The following is a 23677-nucleotide window of genomic DNA, read 5'->3' on the forward strand; positions in this document are numbered from 1 at the left end:
CGGCTGCATTACTGCTCCGGGGTGTTTTTGTATTCCGTGAGACTTGTCCCGCAACCCTCTGATAATGATGCCACCTGCTCAGCTATACTCCTCTCCATTTGAATGGCCCACGAGGAATTACTGTGAAGAACTGGACCTTGCGCCAAAGGATTTTGGCGAGCTTTGCGGTCATTATCGCCATCATGTTGCTGATGGTGGTGGTCTCGTTCTCAAGCTTGCTGAAGATCGAGAGCAGCGAGAAAGTGGTCCGTGATGATGCAGTGCCTGGGGTCTACTTGAGTTCGATGATTCGCAGCGCCTGGGTCGATAGCTACCTGCAGACCCTCGAGCTTATTGGTCTGCGTGAGGACAAGGGCTTCACCGACGCCGACAAGGCGGACTACAAGGCCTTCGAAACGCGTATCGAACAGCAGATGGCCAACTACGAAAAAACCATCCACAGTCAAACGGATCGTCTGGATTTTGATAACTTCAAGACGGCCCACCAGACCTATAAAAAAATGCTGGCCGGCGTACTGGAAAAAATCCAGGGCAACGACCTGGCGGCTGCACGAGAGCTGTTTGATGAGCAACTGACGCCAGCCTGGACCGATGGGCGAATGAGGCTTAATGACCTCATCACTGAAAACAAACATGTGGCCGACCGCGCCACCAACGCCATCGACGATTCAGTGTCGGCGGCAAAAATCAGCATGGGCATCTCGCTGATCCTGGCGATCCTCGCCGCCGGCCTCTGCGGCCTGCTGCTGATGCGCGCGATCATGGCGCCGATGAAACGCATCGTCGACATCCTCGAAACCATGCGCACCGGCGACCTGAGCAAGCGCCTTAACCTGGATCGCAAGGACGAATTTGGCGCCGTGGAGACCGGTTTCAACGACATGATGACCGAGCTGACCGCCCTGGTGTCCCAGGCCCAGCGCTCGTCGGTGCAGGTCACTACGTCGGTCACCGAGATCGCCGCCACCTCCAAGCAACAACAGGCCACGGCTACCGAAACGGCCGCCACCACCACCGAAATCGGCGCCACGTCCCGGGAGATCGCCGCGACCTCCAAGGATCTGGTGCGCACCATGACCGAAGTGTCCACCGCTGCCGATCAGGCCTCTGTTGCCGCCGGCTCCGGCCAGCAAGGCCTGGCGCGCATGGAAGAAACCATGCATTCGGTGATGGGCGCCGCCGACCTGGTCAACGCCAAGCTGGCAATCCTCAACGAGAAGGCAGGCAACATCAATCAGGTGGTGGTGACCATCGTCAAGGTCGCCGACCAGACCAACCTGCTCTCGCTCAACGCTGCCATCGAGGCCGAGAAGGCCGGCGAATACGGCCGCGGTTTTGCCGTGGTTGCCACCGAAGTGCGACGCCTGGCGGACCAGACTGCCGTGGCCACCTACGACATCGAGCAGATGGTCCGTGAGATCCAGTCGGCGGTCTCGGCCGGGGTGATGGGCATGGATAAATTCTCTGAAGAAGTGCGCCGTGGCATGTTCGAAGTGCAACAGGTGGGCGAGCAGCTGTCGCAGATCATCCATCAGGTCCAGGCCTTGGCGCCGCGGGTGTTGATGGTCAACGAAGGCATGCAGGCCCAGGCCACCGGTGCCGAGCAGATCAACCATGCGCTGGTGCAATTGGGCGATGCCAGCAGCCAGACTGTGGAGTCCTTGCGCCAGGCCAGCTTTGCGATTGATGAGCTGAGCCAGGTCGCGGTCGGCCTGCGCAGTGGCGTGTCGCGTTTCAAAGTCTGATGAGCGATCTGGCGGTTAAAGGCGGTGCCGTGTCGGCAGCGAAAAAAGCATTGTTCCTGGTGTTCTACATCGGTACTGAGCGTTATGCCCTCAAAGCCACGGAAGTGGCCGAGGTACTGCCGCGCCTGCCATTGAAACCCATCGCCCATGCACCCGCGTGGGTGGCCGGGATCTTCGTCCATCGCGGGGTGATGGTGCCGGTTATCGACCTCAGCGCCTTGACCTTCGGCGCAGCGGCCCAGGCCCGCACCAGCACGCGTCTGGTGCTGGTCAACTATCGGCCCGAACCCTGGATGGATGCATGCTGGCTGGGTCTGATCCTTGAACAGGCCACCGACACCCTGCGTTGCGACCCGGCCGACTTCCAGCCCTACGGCCTGGACAATCGCCAGGCACCCTACCTGGGGCCGGTGCGCGAAGACGAACGAGGCTTGATGCAGTGGATTGGTGTCGCCGACCTGCTGACGGCCGAGGTGCGCGCCTTGCTGTTCGCCCCTGACATGACCCCTGGGGTGTGTGATGAGCAGTGACCAACGCTTTTTCGACTTCCTTAAAGAACGCATCGGCCTGGACGTCGCCTCGGTGGGCGAAGCCATCATCGAACGCGCCGTGCGCCAGCGCAGCCTGGTGTTGCAGGGGCTGACGGCCGATCAATACTGGCAGCGCCTGCAGACGTGCAGCGAGGAACAGCAAGCACTGATCGAAGCGGTGATCGTCCCCGAGACCTGGTTTTTTCGTTACCCCGAATCCTTCGCCACCCTGGCCCGGCTCGCCGTCGCGCGCCTGGCCGAGATCAAGCAGATGCGTGCCCTGCGCATCCTCAGCCTGCCGTGTTCCACCGGCGAAGAACCCTATTCTATTGCGATGGCCTTGCTCGATGCCGGGCTGGCGCCCCATCAGTTCAAGGTCCAGGGTATGGACGTCAGCCCGTTGTCGGTAGAGCGGGCGCGGCACGGGGTGTATGGCAAGAATTCCTTTCGTGGCCAGGGCCTCGATTTTCGCGAACGCCACTTCAGCGTCGAGCATGACGGCTATCGCATCGCCGACCGGGTGCGCGAGCAAGTGCGCCTGCAAGTGGGCAACCTGCTGGACCCGCAGTTGCTGGCCAATGAACCGACCTATGACTTCGTGTTTTGCCGCAACCTGCTGATCTACTTCGATCAGCCGACCCAGAATCAGGTGTTCGAGGTGCTTAAAGGCCTGACCCATGTCGACGGCGTGCTGTTTATCGGCCCCGCCGAAGGCAGCCTGCTGGGCCGCTTGGGCATGCGCTCGATTGGTGTGCCGCAGTCCTTTGCTTTCAGCCGCCATATTGAGCCTGCGCCGGAGCCGGTTTTTGTGCCAATGGCGGCACCCGTGCCCCAACGCAGCGCAGCGCCGATTCCCGTCAAGCCCCGGCCTTTCACTTCAGCCCCTGCGCAGGTGGTGCCGATCAAGGCTGCGCCCGTACAGTCGGACGCAGCCGATCTGCTCAGCCAGATCGCGACCCTGGCCAATGAAGGCAAAAGCCTTGACGCCCGTGCCGCCTGTGAACGTTATCTACAGAGCCATCCGCCGGCGGCGCAGGTGTTCTATTGGTTGGGGCTGCTCAGCGACGTGGCCGGCAGCGCCCTGGAAGCCCAGGGGTACTATCGAAAAGCCTTGTATCTGGAACCCCAGCACCCGCAGGCCTTGATGCATTTGGCCGCCTTGCTCCAATCCCAGGGCGACACGGCGGGTGCCCGTCGCTTGCAGGCCCGAGCGGCGCGCAGCGAGCGAGCCGCTGACAGTGAGCGTAAACAATGAGCAGCCCTACCTCCCTGGACACTGGTCTGAATCTGGCTCTGGCCGACACTCAGGCCATCGACGACTGCTGGAATCGCATCGGCATCCATGGCGGCAGATCCTGCCCGTTGTTGGTCGAACACATTCACTGCCGCAACTGTGCGGTGTATTCCGCCGCCGCTACCCGGCTGTTGGACCGCTATGCCTTGCAACAGGACGACCATCGTCCGGTGGCGGCTGTGGAAGCGCACGGCGATGTCGTCACCCGCTCGCTGCTGATGTTTCGCCTCGGCGAGGAATGGCTGGGCATCGCCACGCGCTGCCTGGTAGAAGTGGCGCCGTTGCAGCCGATTCATTCCTTACCCCACCAGCGCTCCCGGGCGTTGCTCGGCGTCGCCAACGTGCGCGGCGCCCTGGTGGCTTGCCTGTCGCTGGTGGAGTTACTGGGGCTGGACAGCACTAGCAACGGCTCGAGCGGCGGGCGGATCATGCCGCGCATGTTGATCATCGCAGCGCTTGACGGTCCGGTGGTGGTGCCGGTGGATGAAGTGGACGGTATCCATGCCATCGACGAGCGCATCTTGAAAGCGGCCTCTGCCTCCGGCACCCAGGCCAGCGCCCGTTACACCCAGGGCGTCTTGCAGTTCAAAGGCCGCAGCCTGCGCTGGCTGGACGAAGAACAATTGTTGTCCGCCGTGACCCGGAGTCTCACATGACCCCCGACCAGATGCGCGATGCCTCGCTGCTGGAGTTGTTCAGCCTGGAAGCCGACGCACAGACCCAAGTGCTCAGCGCCGGCCTGCTGGCCCTGGAACGCAACCCAACCCAGGCCGACCAGCTCGAAGCCTGCATGCGCGCCGCCCATTCCCTCAAGGGCGCGGCACGGATTGTCGGGGTGGATGCTGGCGTCAGCGTGGCCCATGTCATGGAAGATTGTCTGGTCAGCGCCCAGGAAGGGCGTTTGTACCTGCAACCCGAACATATTGATGCGTTGTTGCAAGGCACGGACTTGCTCATGCGCATTGCCACTCCCGGCAACACTGTCGGCCCGATGGACGTCCAATCCTATGTGGCGCTGATGGAGCGTTTACTCGATCCGTCGCAGCTGTCTGCCAAGGTCGTACCGCCCGCACCACCGCCGCTGCCTGAGCCGCCCGTGCATGCGCAACCTGAGCCTGCACCACTGGTCAGCGCCGACTTACCACGGCAGAGCAAACCCATGACCGAAGGCGGTGAGCGCGTGCTGCGGGTCACCGCTGAGCGTTTGAACAGCCTGCTGGACCTGTCCAGCAAATCCCTGGTGGAAACCCAGCGTCTCAAGCCTTACCTGGCCAGCCTGCAACGTATCAAGCGTATTCAGAGCAACAGTGCCCGCGCCCTGGATAACCTTGACGGCCAGCTCAAGGCCGTCGAGCTGAGCCTGGAAGCCCAGGAAGCCCTTGCCGACACCCGCCGCCTGTTGAGTGAAGCGCAGTTGCTGCTGGCGGAAAAAACCGCCGAGCTGGATGAGTTCGGCTGGCATGCCGGGCAGCGCGCCCAGGTGCTCTATGACACGGCGCTGGCCTGTCGCATGCGACCGTTTGCCGATGTGCTGGCCGGGCAGGTGCGGATGGTCCGCGACTTGGGCCGCAGTCTGGGCAAGCAAGTACGCCTGGAAGTTGAAGGCGAGAAGACCCAGGTTGACCGCGACGTTCTGGAAAAACTCGAAGCCCCGTTGACCCATTTATTGCGCAATGCCGTCGACCACGGCATCGAAATGCCTGAGCAGCGGCTGCTGGCGGGCAAGCCGGCTGAAGGCTTGATCCGCCTGCGAGCCTCGCACCAGGCGGGTCTGCTGGTGCTGGAGCTGAGTGACGACGGCAACGGCGTGGACCTTGAGCGCTTGCGCGGCACTATCGTAGCCCGGCATTTGTCGCCGCTGGAAACTGCCCTGCGCCTGAGTGAAGAGGAACTGCTGACTTTTCTGTTCCTGCCGGGCTTCAGCCTGCGGGACAAGGTCACCGAAGTCTCCGGGCGCGGGGTCGGCCTGGATGCGGTGCAGCATATGGTCCGCCAACTGCGTGGCGCGGTGGTGCTGGAGCAGACGGCGAGGCAGGGCAGCCGCTTCCATCTGGAAGTGCCGCTGACCTTGTCGGTGGTGCGCAGCCTGGTGGTGGAAGTTGGCGAAGAGGCCTACGCCTTTCCCCTGGCCCATATCGAACGTATGTGCAACCTGGAGCCCGACGAGATTGTGCAACTGGAAGGCCGCCAGCATTTCTGGCACGAGGGCCGGCATGTCGGCCTGGTGGCCGCCAGCCAGTTGCTGCAACGCCCGCCGGGGCAGAGCAACGAGGAAACCCTTAAGGTGGTGGTGATCCGCGAGCGGGATGCGGTGTACGGCATTGCCGTGGAGCGTTTTATCGGCGAACGCACGCTGGTGGTATTGCCGCTGGATGATCGCTTGGGCAAGGTTCAGGATATCTCTGCCGGCGCCTTGCTCGATGATGGCTCGGTGGTGTTGATCGTCGATGTCGAGGACATGCTGCGTTCGGTGGACAAACTATTGAATACCGGCCGACTGGAGCGCATCGCCCGGCGTACTCAGCAGGCTGCCGAAGTGGCGCGCAAGCGTATTCTGGTGGTGGATGATTCGCTCACCGTACGTGAATTGCAGCGCAAGCTATTACTCAACCGTGGGTATGACGTGGCGGTCGCCGTCGATGGCATGGATGGCTGGAACGCCTTACGCTCCGAAGACTTCGACCTGCTGATTACTGACATTGATATGCCTCGCATGGACGGTATTGAATTGGTCACACTCTTGCGCCGTGATACTCGCCTGCAATCGCTGCCGGTGATGGTGGTTTCTTACAAAGATCGGGAAGAGGACCGGCGCCGGGGACTGGACGCTGGCGCCGACTATTATCTAGCGAAGGCCAGCTTCCATGACGACACACTGCTGGATGCGGTGGTGGAACTGATCGGAGGCGCCCGGGCATGAGGATTGCTATCGTCAATGACATGCCCATGGCGGTAGAGGCATTGCGCCGTGCGTTGAACTTTGAGCCGGCCCATCAGGTGGTGTGGGTGGCCAGCAACGGCCTGGAGGCGGTGCAGCGCTGTGCCGAACTGACGCCGGACTTGATCCTGATGGACCTGATCATGCCGGTGATGGACGGCGTGGAAGCGACCCGGAAAATCATGGCCGAGACCCCATGCGCCATTGTCATTGTCACTGTGGACCGCGAGGCCAATGTCAGCCGCGTCTTCGAGGCCATGGGCCATGGCGCCCTGGACGTGGTGGATACCCCGGCGCTGGGTGTGGGCAACGCCAAGGACGCGGCGGCGCCGCTGCTGCGCAAGATCCTCAATATTGGCTGGCTGATCGGTCAGCGCGGCAGCCGTGTGCGTGCCGAGTCGGTGCCCCAGCGGGCCATGGGAAAACGCCAGAGCCTGGTGGCCATCGGCTCGTCTGCCGGCGGTCCGGCGGCCCTGGAAATCTTGCTCAAGGGCTTGCCACGGGATTTTTCGGCGGCCATCGTGCTGGTGCAGCATGTGGACCAGGTATTTGCCGCTGGCATGGCCGAATGGCTGAGCAGCGCTTCGGGCTTGCCGGTGCGCCTGGCATGTGAAGGCGAGCCGCCGCAAAGTGGCGTGGTGCTGCTGGCCGGTACCAATCATCATATTAGGCTGTTGAAAAACGGCACGCTGGCCTACACCGCCGAGCCAGTGAACGAGATTTATCGTCCGTCTATCGACGTGTTTTTCGAGAGTGTTGCCAGCTACTGGAGCGGAGATGCCGTCGGTGTATTGCTGACCGGCATGGGGCGCGACGGGGCCCAGGGGCTCAAATTGATGCGTCAGCAAGGCTATCTAACCATCGCTCAGGATCAGCAAAGCTGTGCGGTTTATGGCATGCCCAAAGCGGCAGCGGCGATAGACGCGGCTGTTGAAATTCGCCCATTGGACAGAATCGCGCCACGATTGCTGGAGGTATTCGCAAAATGACCGATATCACTCGCTGGCCTGGCCTGCAGGTAGTAATTCAGGTGACTGCACATGAATAATTTACAGCTCGACGACTTCAAGACCGACGAAAACGCCGCCATGGTGTTGCTGGTCGACGACCAGGCGATGATTGGCGAAGCCGTGCGGCGTGGCCTGGCCCATGAGGACAATATCGACTTCCACTTTTGCGCTGATCCGCACCAGGCGATCGCCCAGGCGATCCGCATCAAACCGACGGTCATTCTCCAGGATTTGGTGATGCCGGGCCTCGACGGCCTGACGTTGGTGCGTGAATATCGTAACCACCCGGCCACGCAGAGTATTCCGATCATCGTCCTCTCGACCAAGGAAGACCCGCTGATCAAAAGCGCGGCGTTTGCGGCCGGGGCCAATGATTATCTGGTCAAGTTGCCGGACAATATCGAACTGGTGGCCCGCATTCGCTACCACTCGCGCTCCTATATGACCCTGTTGCAGCGGGATGCGGCGTATCGAGCGCTGCGGGTCAGCCAGCAGCAACTGCTGGACACCAACCTGGTGTTGCAACGGCTGATGAACTCCGACGGTTTGACCGGGCTGTCGAACCGTCGGCACTTCGACGAGTACCTAGAGCTGGAATGGCGTCGCGCCATGCGCGACCAGACTCAGTTGTCGCTGCTGATGATCGACGTGGACTTCTTCAAGTCCTACAACGACAGCTTCGGCCACCTGGAAGGTGACGAAGCCCTGCGCAAGGTGGCCGCGACCATTCGCGACTCCAGCAGCCGCCCCTCGGACCTGCCGGCCCGTTACGGCGGTGAAGAGTTTGCCCTGGTTCTGCCCGGCACCTCACCTGGCGGTGCGCGATTAGTGGCCGAAAAGCTGCGGCAGGCCGTCGCAGCCCTGAAAATCCCTCATATAGCCCCGGCTGAAGGCGCGAGCCTGACCATCAGCATTGGTTTGGCGACCATGACGCCAGTGCAGGGCACGGATTGCCGGCAGTTGATCTCGGCGGCGGACAAGGGGTTGTATTTGGCCAAGCACAACGGGCGCAATCAGGTCGGCATCGAGTAAATAGGCCAGGGGGCAGCGCCCCCTAGCCAGAATCGACCAAGCGGACTGCCGTTTTCAGGCGTTTGCCGTTATACTCTTCGGCTTTCAAAAGTTCGCCAACGAGTGCTGCCCGCCATGGAAATCAACCCGATCCTTAACAGTATCAAGGACCTGTCCGAGCGCTCCGAAACTATTCGGGGGTATCTTTGACTACGATCAAAAGCATGAGCGTCTGACTGAAGTCAATCGCGAGCTTGAAGATCCTAGTGTCTGGAACAACCCTACCTATGCCCAGGAACTGGGGCGCGAGCGCTCCCTGCTGGCACAGATCGTAGACACCCTTGACGAGATGCACTCAGGTCTGGCCGATGCCAAGGACCTGCTGCTGATGTCCGCCGAGGAAGAAGACCAGGCTGCCGTCGATGACGTCGCCGCTGAAGTCGAGCGCCTGCGCGAGTCCCTGGAAAAACTCGAATTTCGCCGGATGTTCAGCGGTGAGATGGATGCCAACAACGCCTACCTGGATATCCAGGCCGGTTCCGGTGGCACCGAGGCTCAGGACTGGGCCAACATCTTGCTGCGCATGTACCTGCGCTGGGCTGACAAACGCGGTTTCGACGCGACCATCATGGAACTGTCTGCCGGTGAAGTTGCCGGGATCAAGGGTGCGACCATCCACATCAAGGGTGAATACGCCTTTGGTTGGTTGCGTACCGAGATCGGCGTACACCGCCTGGTACGCAAGAGTCCATTCGACTCCGGCAACCGTCGCCACACCTCGTTCTCGGCTGTGTTCGTGTCGCCGGAAATCGATGACAACATCGAAATCGACATCAACCCGTCGGACCTGCGCATCGACACATACCGTTCCTCGGGTGCCGGTGGTCAGCACGTAAACACCACTGACTCGGCCGTACGTATCACCCACGTACCGAGCAACACCGTGGTCTGCTGCCAGAACGAACGTTCCCAGCATGCGAACAAAGACACCGCGATGAAAATGTTGCGGGCCCGTTTGTATGAGCAGGAAGTGCAGAAGCGCAACGTCGCCTCCCAGGCCCTGGAAGACACCAAGTCTGACATCGGCTGGGGTCATCAGATTCGCTCCTACGTGCTTGACGCGTCGCGAATCAAGGACCTGCGCACCAACATCGAACGCAGTGACTGCGATAAAGTCCTCGACGGCGACATCGACGAGTACCTGGTAGCCAGTCTGAAACAAGGCCTGTAAGGCACTGTAGGAGCCGGTTTGCCGGCGATCCCCAGCCGAAGGCTGGGGACAACGAACCTGTGATGGAATTTCAAAAGACATGAGCGACCAACAACTCGACCCGCAAGCCCTGCAACAGGAAGAAAACTCCCTTATCGCCCTGCGCAAGGAAAAGCTTGCTGCTGAGCGCGCCAAGGGCAATGCCTTCCCCAACGACTTCCGTCGCGACGCCTACTGCGAAAAATTGCAGAAACAGTACGCGGACAAGACCAAGGAAGAGCTGGCAGAGGCTGCTATCCCGGTCAAGGTGGCAGGTCGCATCATGCTCAACCGTGGCTCGTTCATGGTAATCCAGGACATGTCCGGGCGGATTCAGGTCTACGTCAACCGTAAGACCCTGACCGAAGAAACCCTGGCCGCGGTGAAAACCTGGGACCTGGGCGACATCATCGCAGCCGAAGGCACCCTGGCCCGTTCCGGCAAGGGCGACCTGTACGTTGAAATGACCAACGTGCGCCTGCTGACCAAATCCCTGCGCCCACTGCCGGACAAGCACCACGGTTTGTCTGACACTGAGCAGCGCTACCGCCAGCGTTATGTTGACCTGATCGTCAACGAAGATGTGCGCCATACGTTCCGCGTGCGTTCGCAAGTGATTGCCCACACACGTGCTTTTCTGATGCAGCGTGACTTCCTCGAAGTGGAAACGCCGATGCTGCAAACCATCCCCGGTGGTGCCGCAGCCAAGCCTTTCGAAACGCACCACAACGCGCTGGACATGGGAATGTTCCTGCGCATCGCGCCTGAGCTATACCTCAAGCGGCTCGTTGTTGGCGGGTTTGAAAAAGTGTTTGAGATCAACCGCAACTTCCGTAACGAAGGCGTTTCGACTCGTCACAACCCTGAATTCACCATGTTGGAGTTCTACCAGGCCTACGCCGACTACGAAGACAACATGGACCTGACCGAAGAGCTGTTCCGCGAATTGGCGCAGTTGGTCCTGGGCAGCACCGACGTGCCGTACGGCGACAAGGTGTTCCACTTCGGCGAACCGTTTGTGCGCCTGTCGGTGTTCGATTCGATCCTCAAGTACAACCCTGAGCTGACCGAAGCCGACCTGACCGACATCGACAAGGCCCGCGCCATCGCCAAGAAAGCCGGCGCCAAGGTGCTGGGCTTCGAAGGCCTGGGCAAGTTGCTGGTGATGATTTTCGAAGAGTTGGTGGAGCACAAGCTGGAACAGCCACACTTTATTACCGAGTACCCGTTCGAAGTCTCGCCGCTGGCCCGTCGTAATGATGACAACCCGAACGTCACCGACCGTTTCGAGCTGTTCATCGGCGGCCGCGAAATCGCCAACGCCTACTCCGAGCTCAACGATGCTGAGGACCAGGCCGAGCGTTTCATGGCCCAGGTGGCCGACAAGGACGCCGGCGACGACGAAGCCATGCACTACGACGCCGACTTCGTGCGTGCCCTGGAGTACGGCATGCCGCCGACCGCCGGTGAAGGCATCGGCATCGACCGGTTGGTGATGTTGTTGACCAACTCACCGTCGATCCGCGACGTGATCCTGTTCCCGCACATGCGGCCAGAAGCATAACCGTAGCGAAATCTGAAGCCGCCTTTTATAAGGCGGCTTTTTTATGGGGCCTGCACAAGCGCCAGGCTTTTAACCTGTATCGAGGATGTGTGTGGTGAACTGCGTAATGGCTCAAGAAGGCGCCGCCGGCATCGCCGCTGCCGTGGCTGAAAGTGTTCAGTACCAGGGCCGCAAGGCCAGCCGACAGGGCAGCGAGCAGCGCCGGCAAGACATTCTCGATGCGGCCATGCGCATCGTTGTGCGTGATGGTGTCCGCGCCGTGCGTCACCGGGCGGTGGCGGCAGAGGCGGGTGTGCCGTTGTCGGCCACCACCTATTACTTCAAGGATATCGATGACCTGCTCACCGACACCTTCGCCCAGTACGTGGAGCGCAGCGCGGCGTTCATGGGCAAGCTGTGGGTGCGCAACGAAGGTCTGCTGCGGGAAATGGTTGCCTACGGTGATGGCAGTGCGCAGTCCCGTTCGCAGTTGGCCGATGATATTGCGCGGCTGACTGCCGATTATGTCCATCGCCAGTTGCTGACCCGTCGCGAGTACTTGATGGCTGAGCAGGCATTTCGCCAGGAAGCGCTGTTGAACCCGCGCCTGGCCGAATTGGTACGCTCTCACCAGCAAATCCTGTTGCAGGGCACTTGCCAGTTTTTCCAGGTGTTGGGCTCTCGCGAGCCGCAACAGGATGCCAAAGTGTTGACGGCGATTATCGGTCGGATGGAATATCAGGGCCTGCTGGGCGGATTAGAGCCTCTGACCAGCGACGAGATGCTTGAGATACTCAAACGTTACATGCATCTGGTGTTGGCTTCGGTATAACCCTTGTAGGAGTACTCAATGAAAGCCTGGCGTGTGGTCGTGATCGCCGTGTCGTTCCTGTTGCTCAGCGGTTGCCTGGTGACCTTCAAGGATCCCCTGCCGGCCAGCGAGGTGGCGCCTGATGCCTTGCTTGGCAAGTGGGCGAGCAAGAACGCCTGGGGTGAGCCGCTCAATCTGCAAATCAGCCGCGCTGGCGAAAATCGCTATAAAGCTGTGAGCTACCCTAAAGCCAAGCCAGGGGCGCGTGATGAATACCTGTTCAGCGTGTCCCGCCATGGCAACCGCTGGTACCTGTCGGCGTCATTGCCTGACAAGTTTGACGGTCACTTCATCCTGGCGGGGTTTGAGTTCGATGAAAAGCACGAACTGGTGGTCTACAACCTCGACCTTGAGCAGATCAACCAGGCTATCGGGCAGAAAGCCTTAAGCGGTGCTGCGGTAGAAACCGTGGAGGGTGATGGTGTACTGATCGACAGTCCCATGAGCCAGGTGTTTGCCTACCTGGATGATCCGGCCAATGCCGACGTGTTCGTCGAAGCCGTACGCTATCAGCGTGCAGGCAAATAACGTTTAGAGAGGAAGCACCGGGTGGACGATTACCAGCAGACGATACGCACCTTGTCTGATCGCATTGTGCTGGCGCAAACACCGATTCGCGTCCTCGACGCCGTAAAGTGGGATGACAACATCCGCAAGGGGTTCCTCAAGGGCAAAGGCAAGGAAATGCCGGCCGTAGACCGCGACTATTACCTGAACCGGCCGCTGTCGTTCGATTCCAGTGCGGTGAAGCTGGAGTTCCAGAACATCGAGCGCGACATCACCCGCCAGCTCGGCCAGTTCAACCCTGTTGGGCAGATCATGCGGCGCATGTGCAAGGAATACCGCATGGTGGTGCGCATGCTCGAAGCCCGCGGCACCGAAGATTTCGGCCTGATTTCCCAGGAGCTGTATGGCGCCGCCTCCGATGCGTTCCATGCCGGTGACCCGACCCTGGCCGACCTCGGCCTGATGCTCTCCGATTACCTGAATAACATTGATGGCCGTGGTGATCTCAAGGACGAAGCCAAGACCTTGACCGCCAAGGACGCTGTCAGCCTGCTGCAAAGCCGTCTGAACAAAGTGTTTGGCGAGGCGGAAGAAACCATCCGCGTATTTGAATCCGACGGCATCGTCGCCGATGCGGCGGCGGGTGCCGACTACATCAAGATCCGCGCCGATGCGATGTTCAACGAGCGCGACGTGCGTGCCCTGGAAGTCCATGAAGGTCTGGTGCATGTCGGCACTACCCTCAACGGCCAGAATCAGCCGATCTGCACGTTCCTGTCCAAGGGCCCGCCCTCGTCTACCGTGACCCAGGAAGGCCTGGCGATTCTGATGGAGATCATCACCTTTGCCTCCTACCCCAGCCGCCTGCGCAAACTGACTAACCGCACCCGCGCCATTCATATGGTGGAAGAGGGCGCTGATTTCTTGCAGGTCTACGAGTTCTTCCGTGAACAGGGCTTTGAAATGGCCGAAAGCTACGGCAATGCCAGCCGGGTCTTCCGTGGATCTACGCCTACGGGTCTGCCGTTTACCAAGGATTTGTCCTACCTCAAGGGCTTTATCATGGTTTACAACTACATTCAGTTGGCTGTGCGTAAAGGCAAGCTGGAGCAAGTGCCGCTGCTGTTTTGCGGCAAGACCACCCTGGAAGACATGCGTACCTTGCGCCAATTGGTGGATGAAGGCCTGGTGGTGCCGCCCAAGTATCTACCGGAGCAGTTTCGCGACATGAACGCGTTGGCGGCGTGGATGTGCTTCTCCAACTTTCTCAACCACTTGAGCCTGGACCGGATCGAAGCGGATTACTCCAATATTCTCTGATCGCCTGTGGCGATCCGACATGCCCGCTCACTACAGAGGCTTCAACGGATGAGAATCCTCGGTATTCTTTGCCTGTTACTGACCCTGAACGGCTGCAGCTCCCTGCTGTTCTACCCAGAGCCGGGCCTGCCGTTCACCCCGGAAAAAGCTCACCTGCAATACCGCGACATCACCCTCACCACCGCCGACGGCATCAAGCTGCACGCTTGGTGGTTGCCAGCCAAGACCGGTGTGCCGCTCAAGGGCACAGTGCTGCACCTGCACGGAAACGGCGGCAACCTGGCCTGGCACCTGGGTGGCAGTTGGTGGTTGCCGGAGCAGGGCTATCAAGTGCTGCTGCTGGACTATCGCGGCTACGGCTTGTCCGAAGGCAAACCCTCGCTGCCAGCGATTTATCAGGACCTGGACGCAGCTTTCAGCTGGATCGACAAGGCGCCAGAAACCCAGGGCCAACCGCTGATCATTCTTGGCCAGAGCCTGGGCGGCGCGCTGGCGGTGCATTACCTGGTGGAGCATCCTGAGCGTCAGCGCCAGCTCAAGGCCCTGGTGTTGGATGGCGTTCCGGCCAGTTATCGTGATGTAGGGCAGTTCGCCCTGAGCACGTCCTGGTTAACATGGCCGTTCCAGGTACCATTGTCCTGGCTGGTGCCGGATGCCGACAGTGCAATCAACGCCATGGCGCAACTGACCGGTGTGCCGAAACTGCTGTTCCACAGTATGGATGATCCGATCGTGCCCCTTTCCAACGGCATCCGTCTGTATCAAGCTGCGCCCCCGCCGAGGGTGCTGCAACTGACCCGTGGAGGTCATGTGCAGACCTTCGCCGACAAGACCTGGCAAACCGTGATGCTGCGCTATCTTGACGACCCGCAGCATTTCGATGGCTTGCGCCGCCTGGGGGAAATCCCCAATTACCGGCCCGCCCCGAATCTAAAAGATGAATCATCAGAGAGCCCGCAATGAGCGAAGAACGCAACGCAATCCCCCTGATTCTCACCGGTATTGGCACTATCATCGGTACCGTTGGCTGCCTGTGGTATTACGGCTACCTGCACTTTGCCAAACCTGAGGATGCCTTGCTGCTCAGTGACTTCACCATGCTCAAGACTGTTCCAGGCGAGGATTACAAGATCTCCCTGACGCCGGCTGCCCAGGTGGCCCAGTGCGTTGACGGCGTGCTGGTGATGTTCGATACGGAACAGAAAGGCCTCAGCGGTGTATTGGTGAACAGCAAGAAGCAGGCTGTGCGCTGCATTGGCCAGGAAACGCCGCAGTTGCAGCAGTAAAAGCGGTTGCACGTGGGCAGGGGCGTGTTGTGCTCCTGTCCACGGGAGGCTCCTACGAAATCGAACACTCGGCTAACCGCTTGTACCCCCCGCCCTCCGCCTGAGCACTCACTGCGCCTACCCAGATGAGTTTTCTCTACCCGCGCATGACATCCACTTTCAGAAAAAGCTAGCGCCTGGAACCATTTCCCATAAGAAACCACTGAACAGATTGTCAGCGCCGCTGATAGATAACTTACGAATAGTTAATGTTGGAGTGCGGATATGAGTATGGGAATTGGTGGCATTGGGCGCATGGCGGGCGCAGGCATGCAAGGGATGGGTGGCGGACAGCAGGTTGGCCAGCCAGGGGGAATGGATCAGCAGAAGTTGCTCGAAATGCTCATGAAAATGCTGGGTGGTGCGGGCGGCGCTCAAGGAGGCGGTGGTAGCCAGGGCGGCGGCGCAGCAGGCGGTGATCAGGCCGACATATTGGAAAAAATGAAGCAGATGATGCGCGGCCAGCAGGGCATGCAGGCCATGATGCCAGGTAATGACAGTGGCCGGAATATCAGCTTCGGGTAGGCAAAAGGAAGCCCCCTTGCATTGAAGGGGGCTTTTTAGTCCAACGACAGTCGATCGGTTATTGAACCGACGAACGTGGTTTGACCGGCTGGTTGTCGTTGGAGATGGTCACTTCAACACGGCGGTTCATGGCGCGGCCCGAAACGCTGCCGTTATCGGCAACCGGGTATTCCTTGCCGTAACCCGTGGTCACGATGCGGCGCGGGTCAACGCCCATCTTGATCAGTGCAACCTGGACCGAAGTGGCGCGGCGCTCGGACAGGCTCTGGTTGTAGGCATCGGCACCGGTGCTGTCGGTGTAGCCTTCAACGATTACCTGGCGATCCGGGTTTTCCTGGAGGAATTGCGCCAGTTTGTTGATGTTTACCAGACCGCTGGATTTCAGGTCGACCTTGTTGGTGGCGAACAGCACGTCACCGAAGGTCACCAGGGTGCCACGTTCGGTCTGCTTGGCGTTCAAGCTGTTTTGCAGCTGCTTGATCTGCGCATCACGGGCTTCCAGCAGGGCGCGGGCACGTTCGTCGCCGGCGCCTTTCAGTTTGGCTTCGGATTCGCGCAGGGCAATGGTGTCCTTGGCCACTTCAACGCGCTGGTTGGTCAGGTAGGCCAGTTGGTCGACTTTCTTTTCGTCTTCCTTGTCGCGGTAGGCTTTGTCAGCCTTATCCAGCCATTCGCTGGCGTCCTTGGTTTCCAGGGCGGCGATTTTGGTCGCTTGCGGGTTGGATTGCAGGGCCGAGTAGTTGGTCCGTGCATTTTCCAGGTTCGCGTTCGGCGGGGTGGAGCAAGCCGCCAGAGCAACGCTCATCGCCAGCAGGGCAGGGATCATCAATTGTTTACGCATAGTGGTGTCGTCCTTTCAATTCGATTTCGGGTGCAATGCGATCACGGGTTGCTGGCTTACTGCTGCTGAGTAGCAGCGGGGCGCATACCTTCGTTACGCAGCTCCTGAACAGCCTTCTGGGAGTCCTTCACAGCCTGGTCAGCCTTGGCAGCCTGGGCCTTACGCTCTGCTACGCGAGCGTCCCATTCGGCTTGTTCGGCCAGGCGACGAGCTTCGTCATACTTCTTGTCGTGCATGGCAATTTCGGCTTGCTTGAGCTTGTCCTGGGCGGACCTCATTTCCACCGCTGCGAACTCGGTACCGCCAGCGCTGACTGCGCTGTTCACCGCCGATTGGGTTACGGCGTACTGCTCGGTCGGTGGGTTGCCGGCGCAACCGGCCAGTACGAAGCTGGTACCGATTGCCAGCGCGGCCAACTTGAGCCCGCGCAGGTGGTTAAATGAGGATTTGGCAATGCTGGTCTTCATGGTCTTCAACTCCATTGGATACCTCCTGAAAAACATCAAATCCATCTTCGGTGGGCAGCGCGCGTGGTCTGGCGGTAAAGCTCAGAACACCTTTCAAACGGCTGTTCCAAGTGATGGCTTACTGGTTGTGACCTAAGGCTTTTTTGAATAGTTCAGAGAAGATGGCGATTTGCCTAAAAAACTATTTGGCGGGACTGTCAGCATTTAAATGTTGGAACTTTTGCATTGCGCAGAGGTATTCCGGGCCTCTGAGAGGCCCGGAATAGATGGGGTGGCAAGTTTTTTAACGAATGTTTATCAGTGTTTTTGCTTGTCGGGCAGGGCTGACAAGTCGTGTAGGTAACGCCGTGACAGCGTCAGAAAGCGTGGCGTAGGGCCGACGTCCTCGTACAGTGGGTCGCCCTCTTCATCGGTGGTAATCACATGCTGACCCTTGATGTAAGGGAAGCTGGTTTCCAGCTCTTCAAGGGCGGCACCGATCAGTTCGCCGAGCAATTCTTCGGTATTGCGTTTGGGGTACATCTCGCAAATGGCCGCGAGTCTGGCGGCGGCCTCTACGTCCAAATGGATCGCGTATTCAGTATTGGTCAGGCGACCCTTGGCGTTTTCTTCCCAATGCTGGGCCAGTTCTCGGATTTTCATGGCAACCTCAATTGAACCCACGGTCAGCGGGCGGTGATGAGTGACCAGTCAGCGCATGGATAATGCGGCAACTCATTATTGAGACTAGCTGCAAGCCACAAGGTTTAAAGTCGATTGTTCTGGCCCTTGTAAGAAGCCGGCGCGGGCGGCACTCTTGAAGATCAAAGCGTCCCGGATTTCTGGCTGGAGATTGGCTGATGAGCGATATCGATGCACGCTTGCGTGAGGATGTTCACCTGCTGGGTGAACTGTTGGGCAATACGATTCGAGAGCAGTACGGCGATGAGTTTCTCGACAAGATCGAGCAGATTCGCAAAGGCGCCAAGGCTGATCGCCGGGGTGCTGCCTCGGAACAGGCGGCAGGCGAAGAGCTGAGCGCCAGTCTCAATCAACTGAAAGAAGATGAACTGCTGCCAGTGGCGCGGGCCTTCAACCAGTTCCTCAACTTGGCCAATATCGCCGAGCAATATCAACTGATTCACCGCCGCGATGAATCGCAGCCGGCACCTTTCGAATCGCGGGTGTTACCAGAGTTATTGGCGCGTTTGCTGAGTGAAGGCCATAGCGCCGAATCCCTGGCCCGCCAACTGGGTCGCCTGGATATTGAACTGGTCCTCACCGCGCACCCCACCGAAGTCGCCCGGCGCACCCTGATCCAGAAATATGACGCCATCGCCGCGCAACTGGCGCTGCAGGATCACCGCGACCTCACGACCGCCGAACGCGAGCAGATTCGCCTGCGCCTGCAACGGCTGATTGCCGAAGCCTGGCACACTGAGGAAATCCGCCGTACCCGGCCGACCCCGGTGGACGAAGCCAAGTGGGGCTTTGCGGTGATCGAGCATTCCCTGTGGCATGCCATCCCCCATTACCTGCGCAAGGCTGACCACGCGTTGCACGCTGCCACGGGCCTGCATTTGCCGTTGGAGGCGGCGCCGATTCGCTTCGCGTCATGGATGGGCGGCGACCGCGACGGCAATCCCAACGTCACTGCGCCGGTTACCCGCGAAGTTTTATTGTTGGCCCGCTGGATGGCTGCTGACCTGTACTTGCGCGACATCGATCACTTGGCGTCCGAGCTGTCGATGCAACAGGCCAGCACTGAGTTGCAGGCCAAGGTCGGCGACAGCGGCGAACCCTACCGGGCGCTGCTCAAGCAACTGCGCGAGCGCCTGCGGGCGACCCGCAATTGGGCCCACGCGTCGCTGACGGTCAGCACCCCGGCACCCGCCGATGTGCTGCAAAATAACCGCGACCTGTTGGAGCCGCTGGAGCTGTGCTATCAGTCCCTGCACGCCTGCGGCATGGGCGTGATTGCCGACGGCCCGCTGCTCGATTGCCTGCGTCGGGCGGTCACGTTCGGCCTGTTCCTGGTGCGTTTGGATGTGCGCCAGGACTCAAGTCGCCACTCGGCAGCCATGACCGAAATCACCGACTACCTGGGCCTGGGCCGTTATGAGGACTGGGACGAAGATGCGCGCATCAGCTTCCTGATGAGTGAATTGGCCAACCGTCGGCCCTTGTTACCGAGCTATTTCAAACCCTCGGCCGACACCGCCGAGGTGCTCAATACCTGCAAGGAAATTGCCGCTGCGCCAGCGGCGTCCTTGGGTTCCTACGTCATCTCCATGGCCGGTGCTGCGTCGGATGTCTTGGCGGTGCAGTTGTTGTTGAAAGAGTCCGGCGTGCAGCGGCCGATGCGCGTGGTGCCGTTGTTCGAAACCCTCGCTGACCTGGATAACGCCGGCCCGGTGATTGAGCGCCTATTGCTGCTGCCGGGTTATCGCGCACGGTTGCAGGGCCCGCAGGAAGTGATGATCGGCTATTCGGACTCGGCCAAGGATGCCGGCACCACCGCTGCAGCCTGGGCGCAATATCGAGCCCAGGAACGCTTGGTGGACATCTGCCGCGAGCAGCAGGTGGAACTGCTGTTGTTCCATGGTCGTGGCGGCACCGTCGGCCGTGGCGGCGGCCCGGCTCACGCGGCGATTCTGTCGCAGCCACCGGGTTCGGTGGCCGGGCGTTTCCGTACCACTGAGCAAGGGGAAATGATCCGCTTCAAATTCGGCCTTCCGGATATCGCTGAGCAAAACCTCAACTTGTATTTGGCCGCCGTGCTGGAAGCGACCTTGCTGCCGCCACCACCGCCCGAGCCCGCCTGGCGCCACTTGATGGATGAGTTGGCCGCCGACGGTGTCAGTGCCTATCGCGCCGTGGTCCGGGAAAACCCGCAGTTCGTCGAGTATTTCCGCCAGTCCACCCCGGAGCAGGAACTGGGTCGCTTGCCTTTGGGCAGTCGCCCGGCCAAGCGTCGTGCCGGCGGTATAGAAAGCCTGCGGGCTATCCCATGGATCTTCGGCTGGACCCAGACCCGCCTGATGCTGCCGGCCTGGCTCGGTTGGGAAGCCGCCTTGAGCAAGGCTCTGGAACGCGGTGAAGGCGAGTTGCTGGGGCAGATGCGCGAGCAGTGGCCGTTCTTCCGTACCCGCATCGATATGCTGGAGATGGTCCTGGCCAAGGCCGATGCCGATATTGCCCGGTTGTATGACGAGCGCTTGGTGCAGCCTGACCTGCTTCCATTGGGTGCGCATTTACGCGACCTATTGTCGCAGGCGTGCGGTGTGGTGCTTGGCCTGACCGGTCAGTCGCAGTTGCTTGCTCATAGCCCGGACACCCTGGAGTTCATCCGCTTGCGCAACACCTACCTCGACCCGCTGCATCTGTTGCAGGCCGAACTGCTGGCCCGCTCTCGCCAACAGGAAGTAGCCCAGGACAGCCCTCTGGAACAGGCGCTGCTGGTGTCTGTGGCCGGTATTGCCGCCGGTTTGCGCAATACCGGCTAACATTTTTGGCGTGTTCTCAAGAGCTTGCAGATAAAACCGCCGGCGGCCTCGAAAGGGGTTGCTGGCGTTTTTATGCTGGGGTTGCACCAGGGGATACCTCGACTAAAAGGCTTGTTCAGCGCGGGTTCCTCCGACTTTTGGCGGCTTGTGTGGTTAGGGCCTGCTGTGTATCTTGATCAGCCTTTGGCCGTTTGGGCGGCCTAGACCCATATTTTCCGAGATTGGCCCCATGCGGCGAATCCGAGCGTTATCTCTATAAAAAAATTGAGGAGCACATCGATGCGCGTCATTCTTCTGGGAGCTCCCGGGGCCGGTAAAGGTACTCAGGCAAAGTTCATCACTGAAAAATTCGGCATTCCACAAATATCCACCGGCGACATGCTGCGTGCGGCCGTCAAGGCTGGCACCGAGCTGGGCCTGATCGCCAAAAGCGTGATGGACAGCGGCGGCCTGGTATCCGATGACCTGATCATCAACCTGGTCAAGGAACGCATCAGCCAGGATGACTGCAAGAACGGCTTCCTGTTCGATGGCTTCCCGCGCACCATCCCCCAGGCTGAAGCGCTGGTGAAGGCTGGCGTGGAGTTGGACAACGTGGTCGAAATCGCCGTCGACGACGAAGAAATCGTCCAGCGCATTGCCGGTCGTCGCGTTCACGAAGCCTCGGGCCGCGTCTACCACACCGTCTACAACCCGCCAAAAGTGGCAGGCAAGGACGACATCACCGGCGAAGAGCTGGTGCAGCGCAAGGACGACACCGAAGAAACCGTGCGTCATCGCCTGTCGGTCTACCATTCCCAGACCAAGCCGCTGGTGGATTTCTACCAAAAACTGGCCGATGCCCATGGCAAGCCGAAGTACAGCCACATCGCGGGTGTCGGTTCGGTTGAAGCCATCACCGGCAAGGTGTTGGAAGCACTGAGCTGATAAGTCGATTAGCTTGATGTTCAACGGCCCGCTTGCGGGCCGTTGTTGTTTATACTGGCGCACTTTTTTTCAATGTGGACGCAAATACCGATGAGCACCTTGCTGGCCCTGGACACCGCGACTGAAGCTTGCTCCGTTGCCTTGCTGCACGATGGCAAGGTAACGAGCCACTACGAGGTGATCCCGCGCCTGCACGCGCAAAAGCTGTTGCCGATGATCAAGCAGTTGCTGATCGATGCGGGCACCACCTTGTCGGCGGTGGATGCCATCGCCTTCGGGCGTGGCCCCGGTGCGTTCACCGGCGTGCGGATTGCCGTTGGCGTGGTCCAGGGGCTGGCATTTGCCCTGGAACGGCCGGTGCTGCCAGTTTCCAACCTCGCCGTGCTGGCCCAGCGGGCGTTTCGCGAACATGGCGCACGCCAGGTCGCGGCAGCCATCGACGCGCGGATGGATGAGGTCTATTGGGGTTGCTACCGAGAAACCGCTGGCGAGATGCGCCTTGTTGGTGTTGAAACCGTGCAGCCGCCTGAAGCGGCCGCTTTGCCAGAGGATGCCAGCGGTGAATGGTTCGGTGCCGGTACCGGTTGGGGGTATGCCGAGCGCATCGCAGTCCCGCTCAACGGCCAGGACGCCGCAATGTTGCCCCATGCCGAAGACTTGTTGACCCTGGCGCGTTTTGCCTGGGCGCGGGGCGAGGCCATTCCCGCCGATCAGGCACAGCCGGTTTACCTGCGCGATAAAGTGGCGAAGACCAAGGCTGAACGTCAGTAAAAACACCACCAATCGTCAGAAATCACCCCTGCTTTTAAACCTTTGCGAATTAATGTGTTCTAGTTATCACCAGAGCATTTGCGCGCCATGGAAAGTGCCGCTAAATTGCCATCATTGATATCGAGTCTGCATGTATGCGTATAGACGGCTTTTCATCTCAGTCCTACCCCCTCAAGCGTAAGCCGCGCAAGGCTAACGTGACGGTAGACGAGTCCGTCGAGGACTCGCCCGACTTTGTTGAAGTCCAGCCAGAAACGCCCTCAGGCTCTGCTGTCTCTGCCCGCTCCCAGGGCGCCTCCGGTGCCCGTATTGGTGGCGTTCCTGCCCGCCAGCAAGACATGGTTTTCCCGCGTTCCATGAGCAAAAGCGTTGCCAACGCCCTGGCCAGCTACCTGACCACTGCCGGCTTTGTCGAATGGGATATGGAAGTGCTGGGCCTCGATATACACATCTGATGCTGCTGCCTTACTACCTCGGTTGCCCGTCCTGGAGCGAAAACGCCTGGCGCGAGTACCTGTATCCGCAAGACGCCCGCGCCAGCGACTACCTCGCGCTCTATTCCCAAGTGTTCAACGCCGTTGAAGGCAACACCACTTTCTACGCCCGGCCTGCGGTGGCCACCGTGCAGCGCTGGGCCGAGATCATGCCCGAGCATTTTCGCTTTACCGCCAAGTTTCCGGGTGATATCAGCCATGGCGGCGACTTGCGTGAGCAACTGCCGGCGGCGCAGAGTTTTCTCGGGCTGATGAGCCCTTTGGGCCAACGAGTCTCACCCTTGTGGCTGCAACTGCCTGCCAGTTTTGCGCCTCATCGCCTGGGGGAACTGGCCGGCTTTATCGATGGGTTGGAGCGGCCGCTGGCCGTGGAAGTGCGCCACCCTGAATTCTTCGCCAAGGGCGATGCCGAACGTATGCTCAACCGTTTGCTGCGTGATCGTGGCGTGGAGCGCATCTGCCTGGACTCCCGTGCGTTGTTCAGTTGCACCTCGACCTCGGCTGCGGTGCTCCACGCCCAGTCGAAAAAGCCCAAGGTGCCAACTCGTCCGGCGGCGCTGACCCAGTTTCCCCAAGTGCGTTTTATTGGCCACCCAGAACTGGAAGCCAATGATCCGTTCCTGGTGCCATGGGTTGAAAAAGTCGCTGGCTGGATCGAAGAAGGCCGCACGCCGTACATGTTCCTGCACACCTCCGATAATCGCTTGGCCGCGCAACTGGCCCAGCGCTTCCATGAAAAACTGATGGCGCGCTTGCCTGGTTTACCGGCCTTGTCTGAGCTACATCGAGAGCCCGCAGCGCAGCAACTGGGGTTACTCTAAAGC

At 60.1% G+C, this 23677-nt stretch carries 23 protein-coding genes; 20 read left to right on the forward strand and 3 right to left on the reverse strand.

Annotated elements, in window-relative coordinates; all coding sequences use genetic code 11:
• Positions 1-182 precede the first annotated feature (182 nt).
• The 15 genes from ACZRJ6_RS11340 (at position 183) to ACZRJ6_RS11410 (ending at position 15868) form a co-directional block, all read left to right on the forward strand.
• Positions 183-1745 (forward strand): methyl-accepting chemotaxis protein, encoded by a 1563-nt coding sequence (locus tag ACZRJ6_RS11340; protein ID WP_463968424.1) that lies wholly within the window; start codon positions 183-185, stop codon positions 1743-1745.
• Positions 1745-2275, forward strand: a complete 531-nt coding sequence (locus tag ACZRJ6_RS11345) for a chemotaxis protein CheW (protein ID WP_463968177.1) — start codon at positions 1745-1747, stop codon at positions 2273-2275. The genes ACZRJ6_RS11340 and ACZRJ6_RS11345 overlap by 1 nt, the downstream gene beginning before the upstream one ends.
• Entirely contained in the window at positions 2265-3530 is a 1266-nt protein-coding gene (locus tag ACZRJ6_RS11350; RefSeq protein ID WP_463968178.1) for a CheR family methyltransferase, read from the forward strand. Before ACZRJ6_RS11345 ends, ACZRJ6_RS11350 begins: the two co-directional genes overlap by 11 nt.
• On the forward strand, positions 3527-4225 hold the full coding sequence (locus tag ACZRJ6_RS11355; protein ID WP_463968179.1) for a chemotaxis protein CheW: 699 nt from the start codon (positions 3527-3529) through the stop codon (positions 4223-4225). The genes ACZRJ6_RS11350 and ACZRJ6_RS11355 overlap by 4 nt, the downstream gene beginning before the upstream one ends.
• Positions 4222-6489 (forward strand): response regulator, encoded by a 2268-nt coding sequence (locus ACZRJ6_RS11360; protein WP_463968180.1) that lies wholly within the window; start codon positions 4222-4224, stop codon positions 6487-6489. The genes ACZRJ6_RS11355 and ACZRJ6_RS11360 overlap by 4 nt, the downstream gene beginning before the upstream one ends.
• Positions 6486-7496 carry a chemotaxis-specific protein-glutamate methyltransferase CheB gene (gene cheB, locus ACZRJ6_RS11365; protein WP_463968181.1) on the forward strand — a complete coding sequence of 337 codons (1011 nt, stop codon included), beginning with the start codon at positions 6486-6488 and terminating at the stop codon, positions 7494-7496. Before ACZRJ6_RS11360 ends, cheB begins: the two co-directional genes overlap by 4 nt.
• Positions 7497-7547: 51 nt before the next feature.
• Positions 7548-8549 (forward strand): diguanylate cyclase, encoded by a 1002-nt coding sequence (locus ACZRJ6_RS11370; RefSeq protein ID WP_463968182.1) that lies wholly within the window; start codon positions 7548-7550, stop codon positions 8547-8549.
• A 114-nt stretch (positions 8550-8663) separates the two neighbouring features.
• A protein-coding gene (gene prfB / locus ACZRJ6_RS11375) for a peptide chain release factor 2 (protein ID WP_463968183.1) occupies positions 8664-9759 on the forward strand; the annotation gives its coding sequence in 2 pieces (ribosomal slippage) (positions 8664-8735 and positions 8737-9759; 1095 coding nt in all).
• 79 nt (positions 9760-9838) lie between these two features.
• On the forward strand, positions 9839-11341 hold the full coding sequence (gene lysS / locus ACZRJ6_RS11380) for a lysine--tRNA ligase (RefSeq protein ID WP_463968184.1): 1503 nt from the start codon (positions 9839-9841) through the stop codon (positions 11339-11341).
• A gap of 106 nt (positions 11342-11447) precedes the next feature.
• Positions 11448-12152 carry a TetR/AcrR family transcriptional regulator gene (locus tag ACZRJ6_RS11385; RefSeq protein WP_463968185.1) on the forward strand — a complete coding sequence of 235 codons (705 nt, stop codon included), beginning with the start codon at positions 11448-11450 and terminating at the stop codon, positions 12150-12152.
• An 18-nt stretch (positions 12153-12170) separates the two neighbouring features.
• Positions 12171-12719 (forward strand): hypothetical protein, encoded by a 549-nt coding sequence (locus ACZRJ6_RS11390; RefSeq protein WP_463968186.1) that lies wholly within the window; start codon positions 12171-12173, stop codon positions 12717-12719.
• Positions 12720-12740: 21 nt separating this feature from the next.
• A complete protein-coding gene (locus ACZRJ6_RS11395) occupies positions 12741-14018 on the forward strand; it encodes a flavohemoglobin expression-modulating QEGLA motif protein (protein ID WP_463968187.1) in 1278 nt (425 codons plus the stop codon).
• A 48-nt stretch (positions 14019-14066) separates the two neighbouring features.
• On the forward strand, positions 14067-14981 hold the full coding sequence (locus ACZRJ6_RS11400; protein ID WP_463968188.1) for an alpha/beta hydrolase: 915 nt from the start codon (positions 14067-14069) through the stop codon (positions 14979-14981).
• Positions 14978-15304: a hypothetical protein gene (locus ACZRJ6_RS11405; RefSeq protein ID WP_149412484.1), complete on the forward strand. Its 327-nt coding sequence runs from the start codon at positions 14978-14980 to the stop codon at positions 15302-15304. The genes ACZRJ6_RS11400 and ACZRJ6_RS11405 overlap by 4 nt, the downstream gene beginning before the upstream one ends.
• A gap of 264 nt (positions 15305-15568) precedes the next feature.
• A complete protein-coding gene (locus ACZRJ6_RS11410) occupies positions 15569-15868 on the forward strand; it encodes a hypothetical protein (RefSeq protein WP_463968189.1) in 300 nt (99 codons plus the stop codon).
• Between the two features lie 58 nt (positions 15869-15926).
• Here the strand turns inward: ACZRJ6_RS11410 and lptF are convergent, their stop codons facing one another.
• The 3 genes from lptF to ACZRJ6_RS11425 all read right to left on the reverse strand — a co-directional run bounded on the left by lptF (position 15927) and on the right by ACZRJ6_RS11425 (position 17818).
• Positions 15927-16709, reverse strand: a complete 783-nt coding sequence (lptF, locus tag ACZRJ6_RS11415; protein ID WP_463968190.1) for a lipotoxin F family OmpA-related lipoprotein LptF — start codon at positions 16707-16709, stop codon at positions 15927-15929.
• 56 nt (positions 16710-16765) lie between these two features.
• Positions 16766-17191 carry a DUF4398 domain-containing protein gene (locus tag ACZRJ6_RS11420; RefSeq protein WP_463968191.1) on the reverse strand — a complete coding sequence of 142 codons (426 nt, stop codon included), beginning with the start codon at positions 17189-17191 and terminating at the stop codon, positions 16766-16768.
• A gap of 282 nt (positions 17192-17473) precedes the next feature.
• The gene (locus tag ACZRJ6_RS11425; protein WP_463968192.1) at positions 17474-17818 is read right to left on the reverse strand and encodes a pilin assembly protein; all 345 of its coding nucleotides are present in this window, start codon (positions 17816-17818) and stop codon (positions 17474-17476) included.
• Positions 17819-18015: 197 nt separating this feature from the next.
• Between ACZRJ6_RS11425 and ppc the strand changes: the two genes are divergently transcribed.
• The 5 genes from ppc (at position 18016) to ACZRJ6_RS11450 (ending at position 23674) form a co-directional block, all read left to right on the forward strand.
• Complete coding sequence (ppc, locus tag ACZRJ6_RS11430; protein WP_463968193.1) at positions 18016-20661, forward strand: phosphoenolpyruvate carboxylase; 2646 nt, start codon at positions 18016-18018, stop codon at positions 20659-20661.
• Positions 20662-20940: 279 nt separating this feature from the next.
• Positions 20941-21588: an adenylate kinase gene (gene adk, locus ACZRJ6_RS11435; RefSeq protein WP_133102175.1), complete on the forward strand. Its 648-nt coding sequence runs from the start codon at positions 20941-20943 to the stop codon at positions 21586-21588.
• 90 nt (positions 21589-21678) lie between these two features.
• Positions 21679-22359, forward strand: a complete 681-nt coding sequence (gene tsaB, locus ACZRJ6_RS11440; protein WP_463968194.1) for a tRNA (adenosine(37)-N6)-threonylcarbamoyltransferase complex dimerization subunit type 1 TsaB — start codon at positions 21679-21681, stop codon at positions 22357-22359.
• Positions 22360-22493: 134 nt separating this feature from the next.
• Complete coding sequence (locus tag ACZRJ6_RS11445) at positions 22494-22814, forward strand: hypothetical protein (protein ID WP_463968195.1); 321 nt, start codon at positions 22494-22496, stop codon at positions 22812-22814.
• On the forward strand, positions 22814-23674 hold the full coding sequence (locus ACZRJ6_RS11450; protein WP_463968196.1) for a DUF72 domain-containing protein: 861 nt from the start codon (positions 22814-22816) through the stop codon (positions 23672-23674). Before ACZRJ6_RS11445 ends, ACZRJ6_RS11450 begins: the two co-directional genes overlap by 1 nt.
• The last annotated feature ends 3 nt before the right edge of the window (positions 23675-23677 follow it).

This window comes from Pseudomonas sp. C321 (genome assembly GCF_055407105.1).